12 protein-coding genes are annotated in these 15,590 nt (G+C 69.8%); 9 read left to right on the forward strand and 3 right to left on the reverse strand.

Features of this window, described 5'->3' with window-relative positions; translation table 11 throughout:
• Positions 1 to 25: 25 nt before the first annotated feature.
• Positions 26 to 1,579, reverse strand: a complete 1,554-nt coding sequence (locus D7X96_RS30450; protein ID WP_120550427.1) for an aminotransferase class I/II-fold pyridoxal phosphate-dependent enzyme — start codon at positions 1,577 to 1,579, stop codon at positions 26 to 28.
• Between the two features lie 431 nt (positions 1,580 to 2,010).
• Between D7X96_RS30450 and D7X96_RS30455 the strand changes: the two genes are divergently transcribed.
• The 5 genes from D7X96_RS30455 (at position 2,011) to D7X96_RS30475 (ending at position 8,446) form a co-directional block, all read left to right on the forward strand.
• Entirely contained in the window at positions 2,011 to 4,482 is a 2,472-nt protein-coding gene (locus D7X96_RS30455; protein WP_120550453.1) for an efflux RND transporter permease subunit, read from the forward strand.
• Positions 4,479 to 5,459, forward strand: coding sequence for a phosphatase PAP2 family protein (locus D7X96_RS30460; protein ID WP_199746976.1), 981 nt, complete (start codon positions 4,479 to 4,481; stop codon positions 5,457 to 5,459). The genes D7X96_RS30455 and D7X96_RS30460 overlap by 4 nt, the downstream gene beginning before the upstream one ends.
• Positions 5,460 to 5,523: 64 nt before the next feature.
• Positions 5,524 to 6,723 (forward strand): aminotransferase class I/II-fold pyridoxal phosphate-dependent enzyme, encoded by a 1,200-nt coding sequence (locus tag D7X96_RS30465; protein ID WP_121771355.1) that lies wholly within the window; start codon positions 5,524 to 5,526, stop codon positions 6,721 to 6,723.
• A gap of 5 nt (positions 6,724 to 6,728) precedes the next feature.
• Positions 6,729 to 7,451 carry a class I SAM-dependent methyltransferase gene (locus D7X96_RS30470; protein ID WP_121771356.1) on the forward strand — a complete coding sequence of 241 codons (723 nt, stop codon included), beginning with the start codon at positions 6,729 to 6,731 and terminating at the stop codon, positions 7,449 to 7,451.
• Between the two features lie 20 nt (positions 7,452 to 7,471).
• Positions 7,472 to 8,446 (forward strand): hydroxymethylglutaryl-CoA lyase, encoded by a 975-nt coding sequence (locus D7X96_RS30475; RefSeq protein WP_121771357.1) that lies wholly within the window; start codon positions 7,472 to 7,474, stop codon positions 8,444 to 8,446.
• A gap of 10 nt (positions 8,447 to 8,456) precedes the next feature.
• On the opposite strand, the gene D7X96_RS30480 is transcribed toward D7X96_RS30475, so the two are convergent.
• Complete coding sequence (locus D7X96_RS30480) at positions 8,457 to 10,433, reverse strand: TIM44-like domain-containing protein (RefSeq protein WP_121771358.1); 1,977 nt, start codon at positions 10,431 to 10,433, stop codon at positions 8,457 to 8,459.
• A 104-nt stretch (positions 10,434 to 10,537) separates the two neighbouring features.
• On the opposite strand from D7X96_RS30480, the gene D7X96_RS30485 reads away from it, so the two are divergent.
• The gene (locus D7X96_RS30485; RefSeq protein ID WP_121723414.1) at positions 10,538 to 11,314 is read left to right on the forward strand and encodes an enoyl-CoA hydratase-related protein; all 777 of its coding nucleotides are present in this window, start codon (positions 10,538 to 10,540) and stop codon (positions 11,312 to 11,314) included.
• A gap of 84 nt (positions 11,315 to 11,398) precedes the next feature.
• Here D7X96_RS30485 and D7X96_RS30490 read toward each other — a convergent pair whose 3' ends face one another.
• Positions 11,399 to 11,779 carry a YtxH domain-containing protein gene (locus tag D7X96_RS30490; protein ID WP_120550433.1) on the reverse strand — a complete coding sequence of 127 codons (381 nt, stop codon included), beginning with the start codon at positions 11,777 to 11,779 and terminating at the stop codon, positions 11,399 to 11,401.
• 218 nt (positions 11,780 to 11,997) lie between these two features.
• Here D7X96_RS30490 and D7X96_RS30495 point away from each other — a divergent pair, with 218 nt between their 5' ends.
• From D7X96_RS30495 to D7X96_RS30505, 3 genes are read left to right on the forward strand one after another with little or no spacing between them, the layout of a single operon-like run.
• A complete protein-coding gene (locus tag D7X96_RS30495; protein WP_120550434.1) occupies positions 11,998 to 13,527 on the forward strand; it encodes an acyl-CoA carboxylase subunit beta in 1,530 nt (509 codons plus the stop codon).
• Between the two features lie 43 nt (positions 13,528 to 13,570).
• Positions 13,571 to 14,716, forward strand: coding sequence for an acyl-CoA dehydrogenase family protein (locus tag D7X96_RS30500; protein WP_120550435.1), 1,146 nt, complete (start codon positions 13,571 to 13,573; stop codon positions 14,714 to 14,716).
• Positions 14,716 to 15,579, forward strand: a complete 864-nt coding sequence (locus D7X96_RS30505; RefSeq protein ID WP_208647405.1) for a hypothetical protein — start codon at positions 14,716 to 14,718, stop codon at positions 15,577 to 15,579. Before D7X96_RS30500 ends, D7X96_RS30505 begins: the two co-directional genes overlap by 1 nt.
• Positions 15,580 to 15,590: the final 11 nt, after the last annotated feature.

Genomic DNA, 15,590 nt, shown 5'->3' on the forward strand with positions numbered 1-15,590 from the left:
GGGCGGGGTGGGCCATGGGTGGGGCTCAGTTCCTTTCGGCCTGGTTGCCGTCGGAACCGTCGCTGCCGTTGCGCATGAACAGCTGGGCGCCCTTCTCCAGGAGCACGCCCCCCAGCTCGCTGCGCTTCTCCCACAGCTTCTTGGGCGCGCCGCCCAGCCGCCGCAGGTCGTCCGGCTGCAGGTTCGCCGCGCGCCAGGTCAGCTGCTCCACCGCGTCGAAGAACTTCCCGGCCATCTCCCGCGACGACATCTTCGACAGCTGATCCAGGCTGAAGCCCTTGTCCGCGAGCAGGCCCGCGCTGCCCGCCGCCCACGTCTCGCTCGCCTTGTTGCTGCGCACCGCGCTGCCCGGCCGGGCGATCTTCACCGGCTCGTACACCGTGGGGCGCGTCTCCGGGATGACGTTGAGCTTGCGGCCGATCTTCTCGAACGTGTCCAGCACCTGATCCAGCTGCGCGTCCGTGTGCGTGGCCATGTAGCTGGTGCGGATCAGCGCGTGGCCCGCCTCCACCGCCGGCGGAATGACGGGGTTGGCGAACACGCCCGCCTCGTGCAGCGCGCGCCAGAAGCGGAAGCACTTCACCTGGTCGCCAATGTGCACCGGCACCACCGGCGTCACCGACACGCCCGTGTCGAAGCCCATGGCGCGGAAGCCGTTGTGCATCTTCTCCGCGATGTCCAGCAGCCGCGCGCGGCGCTGCGGCTCCGCCTCGATGATCTCCGTGGCCTTGAGCGCCGCCGCGATGGACGCGGGCGTCATGGACGCGGAGAAGATGACGGAGCGCGCCTTGTGGCGGATGTAGTTGATGACCTCGAAGGGCCCGGCCAGCACGCCGCCCAGCGACGCGAAGCTCTTGGAGAACGTGCCCATCACCAGGTCCACGTCCTTCTCCAGGCCGAAGTACTCGGAGGTGCCCCGGCCCAGCTCGCCCAGCACGCCCATGGCGTGGGCGTCATCCGTCATCACGCGGGCGTTGTACTGCTTGGACAGCTCCACGATGCGGGGCAGGTTGCAGACGTCGCCCTCCATGGAGAACACGCCGTCCGTGACGATGATCTTCCCGGCGCCCGGCTCCGCAGCGGCCAGCAGCTGCTCCAGGTGATCCATGTCGTTGTGGCGGAACTTGCGCTCCGTCGCGAAGGACAGGCGCACGCCGTCCACCAGCGACGCGTGGTTCGCGCGGTCGCTGAACACGATGTCGTGACGGCCCAGGATGGACGCCAGCGCCAGGTTCGTCTGGAACCCGGTGGAGATGACGATGGCCGCCTCGCGGTTGAGGAACTTCGCCAGCCGCGCCTCCAGCTCCTCATGGAGCGCCAGCGTGCCGTTGAGCAGGCGTGAGCCGGAGCACGTGGTGCCGAACTTCTCCGTGGCCTTGATGGCCGCTTCCTTCACGCGCGGATCCGCGGACAGGCCCAGGTAGTTGTTCGAGCCCACCATGATGACCCGCCGCCCCTCGATCTCCACCTCCGTGGCGCCGTGCGACGCCTCGATGGCCCGGAAGTACGGGTACAGGCCGGTGGCCTTGGCGATGCGGTAGTCCTTCCAGGTACGGCACTTGTCGAACACGTCGCTCATGGTGGTCTTTCTTACGCGTCGGGGGTGTGATCCGAGCCGCTTTCCATGTGCAGGGCGCGTTCCAGGTTCGGATGGGCCCGGCCGCGTGAACACCCAGGGGGTACGACGCGAGGGGGTCAATAAAGAGGGAAATCCGCACTGTCAAGGCGGGGACGGTTCCATCGCAGCCGGTGTGGGACATCCGTGTCAGGGCGCGCCTTGACAGTCATGCCGCATTGGTGGCACGCCCCGCGCCCGGACCTGCGTTCGCCAGTGGATGCTCCAGCACCCAGGGCGCACATGGGTTCACATGGGGAATGGGTCGCAAGGGGCCGTCTGTTCCGGGGGCCTGGATCATGGCCGGCTTATTGCTGTGTCGGCCGATGTCAGAGGAGCAGACGGTGTCCCAAGCACGACGGCAGCGGTGGTTCGAGGGCTTCATCCAGGCAGCGATGTCGCGCCCCTGGCAGGTGCTGCTCGCCGTCGCGCTGGTGACGGCCGCGGCGGGCTTCTTCGCCTCCCGGCTGGAGTTCCGCGGCTCCTTCGTGGAGCTCCTCCCGGAGGGTGCCCCCGAGGTTCGCGATCTGACACGCGTGTCAGAGAAGGCGGGTGGGGACGGCTACCTGGTCATCATGGCCAAGGGCACCGCCCCGGAGGCCCTCAAGGCCTACGCCACGGAGTTCCAGAAGCGCCTGGAGGCCCTGCCCACGGTCCGCTACGTGGAGCACCACTATGACGTGGCCTTCTTCCGCCGCCACGGCCTGCTGCTCCTGCCCACGGCGGAGGTCGCCTCCCTGCGTCAGGACCTGGAGGCCCGCGTCCGCTACGAGCGCGAGCGCGCGAGCCCCCTCTTCGTGGACCTGGAGACGGAGGCGGCGCCGCCCACCTTCGAGGAGATCGCGAAGAAGCACACCCCGGACACGACGGCGCTGCCGGAGACGCTGGCGAACAAGGAGGGCACCGAGGTCTACCTGATGATCAAGCCGTCGGGGACGGCGGGGGACCTGGCGTTCGCGCGCGAGTTCGTGGCGTCGGTGTTCGACACCGGCCGGAAGCTGGCGGCGGAGAAGTACCCGGGCGTGACGCTGGAGGCGACGGGCAACTTCCAGAACCGCATCGAAGAGGACGCGGTGATGCGCCGCGACCTGTCCAACGCGGGCATGCTGTCCGCGCTCATCGCGGTAGGCCTCATCCTGCTGGCCACCCGGCGCATCTCCGCGCTGGCGGTGGTGGGCGTGCCGGTGATGGTGGGCCTGGTGCTGACGTTCGCGTTCGCGCAGGGCGCCATCGGCCACCTCAACATCGTGACGGGCTTCCTCGTCGCCATCCTCATCGGCCTGGGCATCGAGTACGGCGTCCACCTGGCCATGCGCTACTGGGAGGAGCGCGAGCAGCTCGGCGTGAAGGACGCGCTGACGGCGGCGGTGCGCGGCACCTTCAGCGGGGCGCTCACGTCCGCCTTCACCAACGCGGCGGCGTTCTTCGTGCTGGTGCTGGCGCAGTTCCACGCCTTCCAGCAGTTCGGCCTGCTCGCGGGCGTGGGCGTGCTGATGGCGGTGCTGTCCGCGTACGCGCTGGGCCCGTCGCTGCTCGCCATCGCGGAGCGCATCCGCCCCTTCCGCCGTGACACGGCTGTCCCGGCCTCCGCGCAGGCCGCGGCCCCGGTGCCGGCCCCGGCCCCCGCGAAGGAGTGGCGGCGCTGGCCCACGGGCGTCATCGTCGCGGTGGCGCTGTCGGTGGTGGGCTTCGCGGCGTACTCGGTGGGCATCGCGCCCCGGCTGGGCTTCGAGACCAACCTGCGCAACCTGAAGGGTGACTCGCCCGCGTCGCGCCTGGACGACCACATCACCGAGCAGATTGGCGCGCCGCTCAACCCGGCCATCCTCGCGGTGGACACGCTGGACGAGGTGCGCACGGTGGAGGCCGTCATCGCCCAGGTGAAGGCGAAGAACGGCGCGGACTCCGTGTTCCTGCGCACTGCGTCGTTGAGCGACCTGGTGCCCTCCGACGTGGCGGGCCACGAGGCGGAGATGGGCCGCATCCGGGCGCTGCTGGACGGACTGCCGAAGTCCGCCCAGGAAGATCCGCGCGTGAAGGACCTGCGGGAGATGGTGGACGCGAAGCCCTACGGGCTGGATCAGCTGCCGGTGGAGGCGCGCCGCCGCTTCGAGGCGCTGGACGGCAAGGGGATGTTCCTCCTGCTGTTCCCGTCCGTGTCCAACTACGACACGAAGGACCTGCACCGCTGGGCGGCGCAGCTGGATGAGGTGGTGGCCGGGGCGAAGGCGAAGGGCGTGGACCTGGCGGTGCTGGACAGCAACCGCATCGCCGCGCGCATCTTCTCCCTGGTGCGCGGGGACGGGCCGTTCATCCTCTGGGCGGCGGCGGCGGTGGTGTTCCTGGTCATCCTGGCCAGCTTGCGCAGCTTCAAGCGCGCGCTGCTGGTGGCGGGCCCGCTGTTCCTGGGCATGACGTGCCTGGCGGGCGGCATGTACCTCTTCGACGTCCAGCTGAACTTCATCAACGCGGTGGTGCTGCCCAACCTCTTGGCCATCGCGGTGGACAACTCGGTGCACCTGTTCCACCGGTACGAGGAGGAGGGCCCCGGGTCGCTGGGCCGGGTGGTGCGCAGCACCGGCTTCGCGGCGGTGGTGGCCACCCTGTCCAACGCGGCGGGCTACGGAGCGCTCCTCGTGGCGAACCACCAGGGCTTGCGCAGCATCGGACAGATTGCCCTACTGGGGGTCGTGAGCACCTTTCTGGGAACGACGGTGTTCTTCCCGGCGATGCTGGCGCTGTTGGAGCGGTGGAAGGGGCGGCGGTCCGCGGTGGCGCCGGAGACGGGCGCGGTGGTGCGGAGCCTCAATCTCGGGGGGGCCGGCGAGCTGCCGGCCGAGTCGCCGGGGGAGCGCAAATCGGCGTGAGCATCTGGTCATTCAGCGAAGGCCGCGTGCGGCCCGTCGTGACGTCGTCGAACGAAGCGCTCGTGCGCCTGCGGCAGGTGGACCTCGTCCTCATGGTGGCCTGCTCGGTGGCCGCCCTGGTGTGCGTGGGCCCGGCCCGCTGGGCGCCGCACTCCGGCCGCAACGCGCTGCTCTTCCTCTTCTTCGCGCTGGGCCTGCCGCTCATGCGCATCCTGGAGGCGCGCTTCCCGCGTCAGACGCTCCTGGCCATCATCGCGGACTTCTGGCTCCTGCCGGTGTCGGCGCTGGCCCACGGGTGGCTGGGTCCCATCGTGGACTGGGTGAACCCGCTGGTGAAGGACGCCCAGCTCATCGCGGTGGATCAGAAGCTGTTCGGCTTCCAGACCGCGGTGGCACTGGCGCACGTGATTCCGCCCTGGGCCAACGACGTGCTGATGCTCTGCTACTACGGGCACTTCATGTGGCCGCTGCTCTTGGGCGTCTACCTGTACGCCCGGGGCAGGGGGTCCACGCCCGCCTTCGACGAGTACCTGCTGGGTCTGGGCCTGCTGCTCGGCTTCAACTACGCGGCCTACTCGCTGGTGCCCGCGGTGGGGCCCCGGTACTTCCTCATCGGGTCGTTCGACAGCCCGGCCACCCAGGGGTGGATCCTCACGCCGCTCTTGGAGTCCATGATGCGCACGCCGATGTACACCCGGGACTGCTTCCCGTCCGGGCACACCGGGGTGATGCTGGTGGTGCTCTTCTACGCGTTCCGGTTCGCGCGGCGCTTCTTCTGGGTGATGCTGTTCCCGGGCATGGGGCTCATCTTCGCGACCCTGGCGGGCCGGTTCCACTACGCCATCGACCTCATCTGCGCGGTTCCCCTGGTGATGGTGGTGACGGGGTTGGCGCTGGCCCTGTCCCGGTCCGCCCGGCAGCGCGCGGTGGAACAGGGCGCGCGTTCCGTGCCCGCGGACGCTATCGTCCGGCCCTGAACCGCCAGCCGGTCGCCCCGGAGTCCGGGGTGGACGTGCGCTGGCCTTTTCAGAGGCCTGACCCATGTCCCCCCGGCCCGTGCTCGCGCAGCGCGTCTCCCGCTTCGGCACCACCGTCTTCTCCGAGTTCAGCGCGCTCGCGCTGAAGCACCAGGCCGTGAACCTGGGGCAGGGCTTCCCGGACTTCGACGGGCCGGACGCCGTCAAGGAGGCCGCGTGGAAGGCCATCCAGGGCGGCGTCAACCAGTACGCCCCCGGCGTGGGCGCCAAGGACCTGCGCAACGCCATCGCGGAGCACGCGCAGCGCTTCTACGGCCACGCCGTGGATCCGGACACCATGGTCACCGTCACCAGCGGCGCGACGGAGGCCATCCTCGACGTCATCCTCGGCCTGGTGGATCCGGGCGACGAGGTGGTGGCCTTCGAGCCGTTCTACGACTCGTACGACGCCAACATCGCCTTCGTGGGCGCCACGCCGCGCTACGTGCCGCTGCGTCCGCCGGATGCCTCGCACACGACGTGGTGGTTCGACCGCGACGAGGTGCGCGCCGCCTTCGGACCGAAGACGCGGCTGCTCATCCTCAACTCGCCGCACAACCCCACGGGCAAGGTCTTCACCCGCGAGGAGCTGGAGTTCCTGGGCAACCTCTGCGCCGAGCACGACGTGAAGGTGCTGGCGGATGAAGTCTACGAGCACATCGTCTTCGCCCCCGCGAAGCACCTCCGCGCCGCCACGGTTCCGGTGCTCGCGGACCGCACGGTGACGGTGAGCAGCGCGGGCAAGTCCTTCAGCCTGACGGGGTGGAAGATCGGCTGGATCATCGCGCCGCCGCCGCTGCGGGACGCCGTGCAGCGCGCGCACCAGTTCGTCACCTTCGCCACCGCGTCGCCGTTCCAGGCGGCCATGGCCGTGGCGCTGCGGCTGCCGGACAGCTACTTCCAGGAGCTGACGGCGCTCTACACCGCCAAGCGCGAACGGCTGCTCACGGGCCTGCGCGCGGCGGGGCTCCAGGCCTTCTCACCGGAGGGCAGCTACTTCATCCTCGCGGACATCGCCGGCTACGGCTTCGCGGACGACGTGGCGTTCTGCCGGCACCTGGTGACGGAGGTGGGCGTCGCGGGCATCCCGCCCAGCGTCTTCTACGGCCCCGAGCACCGGCACCTGGGCCAGCGCTTCGCGCGCTTCGCCTTCTGCAAGACGGAAGGGGTGCTGGACGAGGCCGTGCGCCGGCTGCGCGAGAAGCTGCCCGCCCTCAAGCGCTGACGGCCGTGGGCGACGACTTCTTCGGAGAGCTGTACCTGCGCAGCACGCTGCCGTACCTCTCCGAGGCGGTGACGGCCCGGGAAGCGGAGTACCTGTCCCGGGCGTTCGCGGACGTGGAGGGGCCGGTGGCGGACCTGGGCTGCGGCCACGGCCGGCACGCGGCGCGGCTCAACACCGGAGGCGCGCTCGCCGGACGGGTAATGGGCCTGGAGCTGGACGCGCTGTCCCTGCGCCTGCGCCGCCCCGGCTTCCCCGCGGTGCGGGGTGACCTGCGGGCGCTGCCCTTCCAGGACGCGTCCCTGGGGGGCGCCTACGCCTGGTACTCAACACTCTTCGCCTTCACGGACGCGGAGCACGTCCAGGTGCTGCGCGAGGTGTCACGGGCGCTCAAGCCCGGCGGACGGCTGGTGTTCCAGACGGTCCCCTACGAGCGGCTGGCCGGAAGTCCGGGCGCGTCGTTCCGCGAGCGGTTATCGGACGGGAGTCTCCTGGAGGAGGAGAGCCGCTTCGACGCGACGCGTGGCCGGGATGTCGGGCAGCGTCAGCTCACGTTGCCGGACGGACGCGTCCTGCGAGCGGCGTACTCGCTTCGTTACTATCCTCTTGCGGAACTGAAGGGGCTGTTGGAAAGCACGGGCTTTTCGGTGGAGTGGGTGCACGGCGGCCTGGATTGCGGGCCGATGACACCCGAGTCGACCGACCTCATCGTGGGAGCCGGGCGCCTTTGACGGTACCCGGGACACGTCCAGTGGATCCGAAAGAGACATCGCGAACGCGGGTCGGCCTGCTGGGGCAACTGCCCCGCCGGGTCGACGTGTACGAGGTCGGCCCCCGCGACGGCCTGCAGAACGAGCTCCGCACGCTGCCCACCCGCGACAAGGCGCGCCTCATCAACGCCCTGGTCGCCGCGGGGGAGAAGCGCATCGAGGTGACGTCGTTCGTGTCACCCAAGTGGATCCCCCAGCTGGCGGACGCGGAAGAGCTGCTCAAGCTGGTGGGCCGCCGCCCCGGCGTCGTCTTCTCCGCGCTGGTGCCCAACCTGAAGGGCCTGGAGCGCGCGCAGGCGGCGGGCCTGGAGGAGGCCGCGGTGTTCATCTCCGCGTCGGAGGCCCACTCCAAGAAGAACATCAACAAGACCATCGCGGAGGCGCTGGCCGGCGCGAAGGAAGTCACCGCCGCCGCCCGCAAGGCCGGCATGCGCGTGCGCGGCTACCTGTCCACCGTGTGGGGCTGCCCCTACGAGGGCCACGTCCCGGTGGAGCGCGTGGTGGACATCTGCCGTCAGCTGGTGGACGCGGGCATCTACCAGCTGAGCCTGGGCGACACGATTGGCGTGGGGACGCCGCGTCAGACGGAAGAAATCCTGGCCGCGCTGCTCCAGCACATGCCGGTGGACACGCTGGCGCTGCACCTGCACGACACGCGAGGCACCGCGCTGGCCAACGCGCTCGTGGGCCTGTCCGTGGGCGTCACCACGTTCGACGCGAGCATCGGCGGACTGGGCGGCTGCCCCTACGCGCCGGGCGCGGCGGGCAACCTGGCGTCGGAGGACGCGGTGTTCATGCTGCACGGCATGGGCGTGGACACCGGCATCGACCTGGACAAGCTGGTGGAGGCCGGGGAGATCGCCCAGGAGCTCATCGGCCGGAAGCTCGCGGGCAAGTACCTCCAGGCCGCGCTCGGCGAGCGGGACAAGAAGGCCTCCCGCCGCGCGCAGACCTGAAGCCCCCCGCTCAGTGGTCCCCGAGGAGCGCCGGAAGCCGCTCCTCCAGGCCCAGGTGCTGGGCGGCGATCTGAAGCATCCGCCGCTCCTTGCGGTCGATGCGGCCGTCCACCAGGGCCATCTCCACGATGTGGCGCAGGAACACCTCCGCCTCCGGGCTGCCTCGTGGGACCAGGCGCTCGAAGAGCTGGGGCCCGGCGTTGAGGGCCATCTCCACGTTGGCCCACGACACGCTCCAGCGCTCCGCGCACAGCTTGAGCAGGCGGCGCTCGGCGTTGGAGACCTCGCCGTCCGCGGCGGCGATGGACGCCATCATGTAGAGCAGCCGCTCGCGCTCCTTCACGTCCGTCACCACCCGGTCGCCATCGCCGTTGCCGGTGTCCGTCACGGGCGGAGGCGCGACGGTGCCGCGCTCGGCCTGACGCCGCTGCTGGTAGCGCTCCGCCCGCGAGGTGGACTGCCGGGCGTGCTGGACGTTCCAGGACTCGAAGGGGAGGGCGGACGCGAGCACCCAGTCGCGCTCGCCGTTGCCCAGCACCGTGCCGCAGAACTCGCAGGTGTTGGCCGCGCTGTTCGTGGTGGGCGCGTTGCACTGCGGGCAGCGGTCCGTGGACATACCGGTGTCCGTGTTCGTCTTGGCTCCATGGCGGCGCAGCAGCGTGAAGACCCAGCGCTGCGGCACCGTGGGCAGGGAAGGCGGCTTCTCGTTCACCGGGCCCACGCCCATGCGGGCGCTCCAGCGGATTTCGACCTGCGCCTCGTCGAAGGACTCCGGGTGCACGTCCAGCGCGCGCACGTCCACCGCGCCCACCGCGCACTCCAGGAAGACGCGCCGGCGGCCCTGCTTCGCCAGCTGGCCCAGCTCCGCGTCCAGCTTCGTGATGGCGTCCGCGTTGGCGACCTTGGACAGGCGCTGCGTCTCGTTGCGGCTCTGCGCGTCGATCCACTTCCAGAAGAGCAGCGACGCGCGGTCCTCCAGCATCTCCAGGTTGAGCGCCGGGTCCACCTCGCGCGCCTGCATCAGGCCGTCCACCTGCTTGTGGTGGCGCACGTGCTCCACGCCCTGCGTGATTTCAGACAGCGTCCAGTCGTAGTTACCGGAGTTCACCACCGCGTTGCAGAACTCGCAGGTGTTGGACGCGCCGCCCTTGTAGGGCGCGCCGCAGTTGGGGCACTTGCCCTGGAACAGGTCCTCGCCAATGCGCGTCTGCGCGCCGGGCTTGCGCACGAAGGTCCACACCTCCGTGAACACCTCCGGGGCCACGCGGCTGGCGGCGGCCTGCGCCTGCGCGTCCGTCTGGTTCGCGGGCACGTCCGTGTCGCGGATGCTGGCGCGCACGCGCACGTGGATGCTGTCGTACCACTGCGTCTGGTGCAGGCCGATGAGCTGCACGTCCAGCACCTTCATGTCCGCCAACGCGTCGCGCACGCCCTGCGCCTGCATCAGCGCCAGCTGCACGTTGAAGCGCTGCCACGTCGCGTCCGACAGGAAGGGGCGCACCGGCGTCATGTCCCGCCGGAACCACGACTTCTGCAGCTCGAAGAAGAGCCAGCGCACCTTCTCCAGCGTGGGCTCCAGTTCGAAGGACGGGTCCTTGAGCTTCAGCGCGTTCACCCAGCCCTGCACGTCGCGGCCGGACACCTCCGTGCGCACCTCCGCCTCGCGCTGATCCAACGCGCGCCGGGTGGTGGCGTCCGGGTGCAGGTTGCGCTTGTAGAGCCAGTAGGCCACGCCGCCGATGATCAGCAGCGGGACGGTGACCTTCGGGTACAGGAAGAGCAGGCGGAGCAGGTCGAAGATCAACCAGAGGGGCAGGCCGTCGCCGCTGCCCCCGCCGCCGCCGCGGTCGCGTCCGGACGTGTAGTGCTCACCTCCGCCGCCGCGCGCCAGGGCCACGAGCGGCAGGGCGAGCACGAGCAGGGCGGACACGGTGAGCAGGCCGGGCAGCCACCGCCACGGGCGTTTCGTCGTTGAGCACGAAGGCATGGGCGAAATCCTATCCGTTTACGGCTTGCCAGACTGGGGAACAGGTTTCAGGCTGCGCGGCATTCACGCGGGCCGCCCACCGCGGCCCGTCACGGGGAGCGAAGATGCCGGAGTTCAAGGTCGAGGCCCGAGGCGCCATCGAGATCTGGACCATCGACGGGGAGAGCCGCCGCAACGCCATCAGCCGCGCGATGCACCAGGAGCTGGACGCGCTCGTGGCCCGCGTGTCCTCCAGCCGCGCCGTGCGCGCCGTCATCCTCACCGGCGCGGGGGACAAGGCCTTCTGCGCCGGCGCGGACCTCAAGGAGCGCACCACCATGTCGGAGGACGAGGTGCGCTCCTTCCTCAACGGCCTGCGCGTCACCCTGCGCTCCATCGAGAAGAGCGACTGCGTCTTCATCGCCGCCATCAACGGCGCGGCCTTCGGCGGCGGCACGGAGCTGGCCCTGGCGTGTGACCTGCGCGTGGCTTCCCCCGCCACGGAGATGGGCCTCACCGAAGTGAAGCTGGGCATCATCCCCGGCGGCGGCGGCACGCAGCGGCTGGCGCGGCTCATCGGCCCCGGGCGCGCCAAGGACCTCATCCTCACCGCCCGGCGCGTGAACGCGGCGGAGGCCTTCAGCATCGGCCTGGTCAACCGGCTGGCCCCGGAAGGGCACCTGCTGGAGGTCGCCTTCCAGCTGGCGGAGGCCGTGGTGGACAACGCCCCCGTGGCCGTGGCCACCGCGAAGCACGCCATCGACGAGGGCACCGGCCTGGAGCTGGACGACGCGCTGGCGCTGGAGCTCAAGAAGTACGAGGAGGTGCTCAAGACGGAGGACCGGCTGGAAGGGCTCCGCGCGTTCGCGGAGAAGCGTCCCCCTGTCTATAAAGGCCGCTGAGCCGTCCGAAAGCGACAGGGGCGGCAGGCCCGCGGTTGCCCGCGGACCGTGCTGCCCCTGCTTGTTCAACTCACATCAACAACTTCAGGCGCTGGCGGTCTTCTCACCGCCGATGTTCACGCCCTGCTTGTTGATGTAGCCCATCGCCTTGTCCTTGACGGTGGTGCGCAGCTCCGTGCCGCGGCTCGGGGCCATCAGCAGGGCCGCGACGCTGCCCACGGCGGCGCCCAGCAGGAACGCCCCCAGGCCACCCATGCCCGAGCGCGCCGGCTTGTACGTCGTCAATCCCACATAGCGCAGCGCGTCGTCCGGGTCGAAGTTGTCCCAGGACTTGCGGGCCACCTTGCCGGCCTTGTCCGCGTACTCAGGGAGCTGATCGAGCAGCTGGTGCGCCAGGAACTGCCGGTACAGCTTGCTCTTGGCCAAAGCCTTCGCCTGCCACGTCGCCTTCTTCGCTCTGAACATGGGTCCCTCCTGGGCCGGATGCCGTTTGACGGGGCGGTTCGTGGCCCGCCTGGGTGCACACCCCCCGTGCGACATGAAGGTAGGCAGGGAGGTTCCCGGCGACATCCCCCGGCGCGCCGCGCCGTGGACCCATGCGTCGTCCTTTGGACGGCACGGCTGGTGGTTCGACTGGCAAGAAGGCAGCCAGGCCAGGGGTTTCTTGGTATGGGACGACGGCCATGTCCTCAGACCCAAAACTGCTCGAGAAGATCGCCCAGGTGGAGAAGGGCGGCGCGCCCAAGTACCACGCGAAGAACGCGGAGACGGGCAAGCTCTTCGCCCGGGAGCGCATCCGGCTGCTCGTGGACGCGGACTCCTTCGTGGAGGACGGCAAGCTCGCCAACAACCTGGACGCGGAGCTGCCCTCCGACGGCGTCATCACCGGCGTCGCGCGCATCGACGGGCGCGCGGTGGCCATCATGGCCAACGACTCCACGGTGAAGGCCGGCAGCTGGGGCGCGCGAACGGTGGAGAAGATCCTCCGCATCCAGGAGACGGCGAAGGCGCTCAGGTGTCCGCTGCTCTATCTGGTGGACAGCGCGGGCGCGCGCATCACGGACCAGGTGGAGATGTTCCCCGGCCGCCGGGGCGCGGGCCGCATCTTCTACAACGAGGTCCACCTGTCGGGCTTCGTCCCGCAAATCTGTCTGCTCTTCGGCCCGTCCGCCGCCGGTGGCGCCTACATCCCCGCGTTCTGCGACCTGGTCATCATGGTGGAGGGCAACGCCTCCATGTACCTGGGCAGCCCGCGCATGGCGGAGATGGTCATCGGTGAGAAGGTCACGCTGGAGGAGATGGGCGGCGCGAGGATGCACTGCTCCGTGTCCGGCGTGGGCGACGTGCTGGTGAAGACCGAACAGGACGCCATCGCCGCCGCGAAGCAGTACCTGGCCTTCTTCCCGGAGAACTTCTCCAAGGCCCCGCCCCAGCTGCCGGTGATTGCCCCCAAGCACAGCGGCAAGCGCGTGGATGAAATCGTCCCGCCGGATCAGAACAAGCCCTTCGACATGCACGCGCTCATCGCGGAGCTCATCGACGAGGGCAGCTGGTTCGAGGTGAAGAAGCTCTTCGCGCAGGAAATCATCACCGGCCTGGCGCGCATTGGCGGCCGGCCGGTGGGCATCGTCGCGAACCAGCCCAAGTACAAGGGCGGGGTGCTCTTCGTGGACAGCGCGGACAAGGCGGCGCGGTTCATCTGGCTGTGTGACGCGTTCAACATCCCGCTGCTCTACCTGGCGGACGTGCCGGGCTTCATGATCGGCACCAAGGTGGAGCGCGCGGGCATCATCCGCGCGGGCGCGAAGATGATCTCCGCGGTGTCGGAGGCCAGCGTGCCGCGCATCTGCGTGGTGGTGCGCAAGGCGTACGGCGCCGGCCTCTACGCCATGAGCGGGCCCGGGTTCGCCCCGGAGGCCACGCTGGCGCTGCCCCAGGCGATGATCGCCGTGATGGGCCCGGAGGCGGCGGTGAACGCCGTCTACTTCAACAAGATTCAAGAGCTGCCGGAGGCCGAGCGGCCAGCCTTCGTCCAGAAGCTGCGCGACGAGTACAAGCAGGACGTGGACATCTTCAAGCTGGCCAGCGAGCTCATCATCGACGCCGTGGTCCCCGGCGACTCCCTGCGCGGGGAATTGATGCAGCGTTATTCACTTTATGCGGACCGGTTCCAGCCCCGTGCGGAGAAGAAGCACGGCGTCCACCCCGTCTGAAGTTCCCCCACCCGCATTCACGCTCTAGATTCCGCACCCGACCATGGACTTCGAACTTCCTGAAAGCCACCGCGCCCTGCAGGCCTCCCTCCGTGAATTCTGCGAACGCCGCGTGAAGCCGTACGCGCGCGAGTGGGACAAGGACGAGAAGTTCCCCATGGAGGTGGTGAAGGAGCTGGGGCAGCTGGGCGTGCTGGGCATGCTCGTCTCCGAGGAGTACGGCGGAGCGGCCATGGACTCGCTCGCCGTGGCGGTGGCCGTGGAGGAGATCGCCCGCTACGACGGGTCGCTCGCCCTCACGGTGGCCAGCCACAACGGCCTGGGCACCAGCCACGTGCGCGTGTTCGGCAACAAGGCGCAGCACCAGCGCTACCTGCCCAAGCTCGCCTCCGGTGAGTGGCTGGGCGCGTGGGGCCTCACCGAGCCGGGATCCGGTTCGGACGCGTCCGGCATGCGCACCACCGCCGTGAGGAAGGGCAACAAGTGGGTGCTCAACGGCGCGAAGATGTTCATCACCCAGGGCACCGTGGGTGACGTCTTCGTGGTCCTGGCGCTCACGTCGCCGGAGAAGCGCCAGAAGGGCATCACCGCCTTCGTGCTGGAGAAGGGCATCCCCGGCTTCAGCCAGCGCTCCATCCACGGGAAGCTGGGCATGCGCTCGTCGGACACGGCCGAGCTCATCCTGGAGAACGTGGAGGTCGGTGACGACGCCATCGTGGGCGAGGTCGACCGGGGCTTCATCGACACGCTGAAGATTCTGGACAAGGGCCGCATCACCATCGGCGCGCTGTCGGTGGGCCTCTTGCGCGGCGCGCTGGAGGAGTCCATCGCGTACTCCAAGGACCGCACCGCGTTCGGCCAGCCCATTGGCGAGTTCCAGGGCCTGCGCTGGATGATGGCGGACATGAAGACGGAGCTGGAGGCGGCGCGCCTGCTGGTGCACCGCGCGGCGCGGCTCGCGGACGCGGGGCAGCCGTACTCGCAGGAGGCCTCCATGGCGAAGCTGTTCGCGTCCGAGGCGGCCATGCGCGGGTGCAACAAGGCCGTGCAGATCCACGGCGGCTACGGCTACACGCGCGAGTTCCCCGTGGAGCGCTACCTGCGCGACGCCAAGCTCTGTGAGATTGGCGAGGGCACCAGCGAGATCCAGCGGACCATCATCGCCCGCGAGACCTTCAAAGGCGCCTGATGGATACCGCCCGCCTGCGTGAGCTGGGGCTCCAGGTCCGTGAGGAGCCGTCCGGCGTCGAAGTGGTGCTGGATCTAGAGGCCGCGTCCCTGGTGAATCCCATCACCCGGGACTTCATCACCGACATCACCTTCCAGGTGATGGGGGACCGGCTCATCCCCATCGCGCCGCCCGCGGTGGTGGGCATGACGCCCATCCTCCTGTCCGCCATCGACGCGGCGGAGGAGATGCAGGCGCTGTTGCTCGACACCTTCAGCGACCACGTCTTCCACCTGCAGCGCCGCTCGGAGGAGCTGCAGCTGCTGGGGCTTCCGGCGGACGTGGATCCGCGGTCCCTGGAGCTGTCCACGGACGTGCGGGAGGGGCAGCTCGCGGTGAATCTGGTGGCGGACCGGCAGGGCAACTTCCGCATCGCGCAGGCCATCCGGGGTGGAGAGGAGCTGGCCACCGCCGCCGGGCACGTCATCGAGCTGTCGGAGTTCCGCGAGAAGGCCGCGCTGACGGGCTACCTGTCCGCGCTGCTCGGCGAGCCCGTGCCGCGCGCGCCGCAGATGGCGCCCGGCGCGGAGCCGGTGCGCTTCGTGGAGATCGTGGAGAAGTTCGGCCAGGAGGCGCTGGTGCCTCCGCGCAGCAGCCTGGAACTGCTGGCGCAGCTGCAGGTGGAGGGCAAGGCCTACCGCTTCGCCGCCGCGCGCATCGCCGGACGCACCTTCCGGGGTCTGCTCGCGGGCCCCCAGGGCAAGGTGTGGGCGGGCCGCTTCGAACTGGATGAGTTCCCGGGCGTGGTTCAGCTGGTGGCGGACCTGTTGAAGGTCGCGCCGGAGGCCGTGCGGCTCGTGGGCCCGGACGCCCCGCAGGAGTGAACCGCGTGGAG

This window comes from Corallococcus interemptor, from assembly GCF_003668875.1.
GTDB lineage: Bacteria > Myxococcota > Myxococcia > Myxococcales > Myxococcaceae > Corallococcus > Corallococcus interemptor.

Coding starts and splice junctions, on each gene's coding strand:
- D7X96_RS30450 (WP_120550427.1), bottom strand. CDS start 1,579: ATGAGCGACGTGTTCGACAAGTGCCGTACCTGGAAGGACTACCGCATC.
- D7X96_RS30455 (WP_120550453.1), top strand. CDS start 2,011: ATGTCGCGCCCCTGGCAGGTGCTGCTCGCCGTCGCGCTGGTGACGGCC.
- D7X96_RS30465 (WP_121771355.1), top strand. CDS start 5,524: ATGTCCCCCCGGCCCGTGCTCGCGCAGCGCGTCTCCCGCTTCGGCACC.
- D7X96_RS30480 (WP_121771358.1), bottom strand. CDS start 10,433: ATGCCTTCGTGCTCAACGACGAAACGCCCGTGGCGGTGGCTGCCCGGC.
- D7X96_RS30485 (WP_121723414.1), top strand. CDS start 10,538: ATGCCGGAGTTCAAGGTCGAGGCCCGAGGCGCCATCGAGATCTGGACC.
- D7X96_RS30490 (WP_120550433.1), bottom strand. CDS start 11,779: ATGTTCAGAGCGAAGAAGGCGACGTGGCAGGCGAAGGCTTTGGCCAAG.
- D7X96_RS30495 (WP_120550434.1), top strand. CDS start 11,998: ATGTCCTCAGACCCAAAACTGCTCGAGAAGATCGCCCAGGTGGAGAAG.
- D7X96_RS30500 (WP_120550435.1), top strand. CDS start 13,571: ATGGACTTCGAACTTCCTGAAAGCCACCGCGCCCTGCAGGCCTCCCTC.
- D7X96_RS30505 (WP_208647405.1), top strand. CDS start 14,716: ATGGATACCGCCCGCCTGCGTGAGCTGGGGCTCCAGGTCCGTGAGGAG.